The sequence below is a fragment of the Occallatibacter sp. genome (assembly GCF_049802275.1).
Taxonomy (GTDB): Bacteria; Acidobacteriota; Terriglobia; order Terriglobales; family Acidobacteriaceae; genus Telmatobacter.
This window is the reverse complement of the sequence record NZ_JBARMD010000530.1, coordinates 1-2908: the sequence shown is the minus strand read 5'-3', so window position 1 is coordinate 2908 and position 2908 is coordinate 1. Positions and strand designations below refer to the sequence as shown.

The 2908-nt window shown below is 57.5% G+C and carries 3 protein-coding genes; 1 reads left to right on the top strand and 2 read right to left on the bottom strand.

All coding sequences use genetic code 11. From position 1 onward, the window contains the following. Positions 1-312 (top strand): polysaccharide biosynthesis/export family protein (locus WA354_RS18380; RefSeq protein WP_472814474.1); only part of this gene is annotated, 312 nt, incomplete at its 5' end. 101 nt (positions 313-413) lie between these two features. Here WA354_RS18380 and WA354_RS18375 read toward each other — a convergent pair. After that, positions 414-1667: an HD domain-containing phosphohydrolase gene (locus WA354_RS18375; RefSeq protein ID WP_472814473.1), complete on the bottom strand. Its 1254-nt coding sequence runs from the start codon at positions 1665-1667 to the stop codon at positions 414-416. A gap of 339 nt (positions 1668-2006) precedes the next feature. Next, positions 2007-2908, bottom strand: a 902-nt coding sequence (locus tag WA354_RS18370; protein ID WP_472814472.1) for a bifunctional UDP-N-acetylglucosamine diphosphorylase/glucosamine-1-phosphate N-acetyltransferase GlmU, incomplete at its 5' end; no start/stop codon positions are given.

Here is a 2908-nt window from a genome sequence, read left to right as displayed (position 1 = left end):
GTATACGACCAGAACTCCTTCTTATATGTGGATGGACGCCGCGTGGGCGCATATGTGATGCAAGCCGGCGGAGCGAACAGAGAAGCAGACGCGAAGCATGAGTTCATCATCCGCGCTAACGGCGACGTGGTAAGCCGCGACACGGTGAACTCCGCATGGGGTAATGAATTCGCGAAATTGCGTCTTTACCCAGGTGATACGATTGTTGTCCCTCATAAGACTCTCAAACCGTCTGCCTTGCGCGGGGTGCTCGAATGGTCGCAGCTATTCTCACAACTAGCCTTCGGCATCGCAGCGCTCAACTCTATTTAATAGGGAATACGAGAGCGGCTTTCGCGATCAGCACAGCGGTGACGCGCATTGGTTCACGCGCAGCCGACTTGAGGATAGATTGGGAAGGAAGTTTCCCGCGCTTATTCCTTGGTGGATCCCAGAGGATGGGCAATATCGAAGGTTGAGAAGTGGCGGTTTTGCCCCGTGATCTCTGAGCGTAACTCAAGCCAGAGTTCATTTGGAATCTTCAGGTAGACTTCAACCACCGCGGGATCAAACTGCGTTCCCGAGCAGCGGATGATCTCCTCGCGTGCGGCGTCAAAGGTGCGTGCCACGCGATAAGGCCGATCGCTGGTGATGGCATCAAGCGTATCGGCCACGGCAAAAATGCGGGCGCCGACGGGGATTGCCGCCGACTTCAGCGAGCTTGGATAACCGGTCCCGTCATAGTGTTCCTGGTGCGTGAAGACAATCTCAGCGGCCTCGGCGAGGAAGGGAATCTTGCGCAGCATCTGGTAGCCGCGTGCGCAGTGCTCTCGCATGATCTCCTGCTCTTCCGACGTCAGCTTCCCGGGCTTGCGCAGAATATCGTCGGGAATGGCCATCTTGCCGATGTCGTGCAGGAAGGCGCCGCGCGCAATCACCTTGATCTCTGCCGGCGAGATGCCCATCGCCCGGGCCAACGCGATGGTGTACGCCGTAACGCGCTTGGAGTGGCCTTCGGTTTCAGAGTCCTTCAGGTCGAGAGCGTCACCAAGTGCCTCGAGCGTGACGTCGTAGGAATGCTCCAGATCTTCCATCGCCTGGCGCAGCATCTCCGTGCGCGCCCTTACAACCTGTTCCAGATTCTGCTGGTAGGTGTGGCTTTCCTGTAACGCCTGCCGGTGCTCAAGTGCACGCTGCACCGTGGCAACCAGGTGCTCGCGTTCGAATGGCTTCAGAAGATAGTCGTAGGCGCCGCGGCGCATCGAGTCGATGGCCACGCTGATGTCGTGTATTGCCGTCACCATGATGACGGGGAGATTGGGATTCTGACCATGAATCCGTTCCAGCAGGGCCAGTCCGTTGCCCTCCTGCATCACGATGTCCGTCAGAATCAGTTCAAAGGTGTCCTGGTCAATTGCCTCCAGGGCTTCGCGCCCTCCCGAGGCAAGCTGCACCTTGTACCCCTGGCGTTCCAGCGTCGCTGCGATCATTGAGCGAACGTGAGCCTCATCGTCCACAACGAGGATGCGAGCGGTCTTACGCGCTTTCAAGCTCGTGCGGGTATCCGGGCTCGCCACAGAAAGCATCGCTGTCGAGGCTGCATCCGTGGACGCCGCCCCTGTTTCCTTCCCGGTTTCCCGCCAGTGCTCAGTCCATCTGCGGCGGGGCAATCCTCTTAATTTAGGCACCAGCATTTCTCAATTTGCGAAAAGCGCTCTCTTCCTTAAAAGGATCAACGTCGCCAGGAACCCTTGTTAAACGGGAAACTTACGAGGATTTGTCCGCGAATCTCCCAGGGAGGGATCGCATCGACACTCCCATGCTCATTTCACCACAAGAGCCAAAAATCCTGAGAACGTATCAAGAAGTTACGCTTACCCGGTCAATGTCGCAAGCCCATCTTGGCAAAGTACCAAAGTACTAAAGTTGTATGGATATTCGAAGAATCTATTCTACCCCCATACACAAAAAATGGCCCGAATTTGCAACTGGTGAAAACCGTGTCCTTCGAATGCCGGATGCTGCGGCTATTTCCGTTCCTCCTTGCGCGCCCGGCGAGCTGCCGCCCAGCCCTGCTTGGTCACCTGCCGCGACCGCCCTACAGCCAGCGCCCCCGAAGGAACATTCCGCGTAATGCAGGACCCGGCGCCGATATAGGCACCGTCGCCAATCTCAATCGGCGCAACCAGCGTCGAGTCGCTGCCCACGAACGCGCCCTGTCCGATACGCGTCGGATGCTTGTGCACTCCGTCGTAGTTGCAGGTGATCACCCCGGCGCCGATGTTTGAACCCGCACCCACTTCTGCGTCGCCCAGATAGGTCAAGTGGTTGGCCTTCGCCCCTTTTCCAAGCTTGGCCTTCTTCGTTTCAACAAAGTTCCCGATGTGGGCGTCCTGTCCAATTTCGCTTCCCGGCCGCAGGTGCGCAAATGGTCCGATGCGCGCGCCGTCTGCCACTGTGCTTTCCGCGAGCACGCAACTCTGCCGAATCAGAACGTCCTTTCCCAGCGTGCAGTCTTCGATCACGGAGTAGGAACGAATGCGGCAGTCTGTACCGATCTTCGTTTTGCCCAGCAGTTGCACAAACGGCTCGATGATCGTATCCGGCTCAATCTCCACTTCGGCATCGATCACGCATGTCTCCGGCCGGAAGATGGTAACGCCACCGGCCATCAGACGATTGGCGTTTGCCATCCGAATCCTCGCATCGAGTGCGACCAGTTCTGCGATGGTGTTGGCGCCCAGCACTTCCACGGCGTCAGGAGCCTCGACTGCAGCAACCTTCTCACCTGCGGCGTTCAGATGCGCCGCCATGTCTGTAAGGTAAAACTCGCCATGAGCATTTTCGGCGGTCAGTTTATCCAGGTGCTTCAACAGGGGGCCTACCTTGAATGCGTAAATGCCCGAGTTGATTTCGCGAATGGATTGTT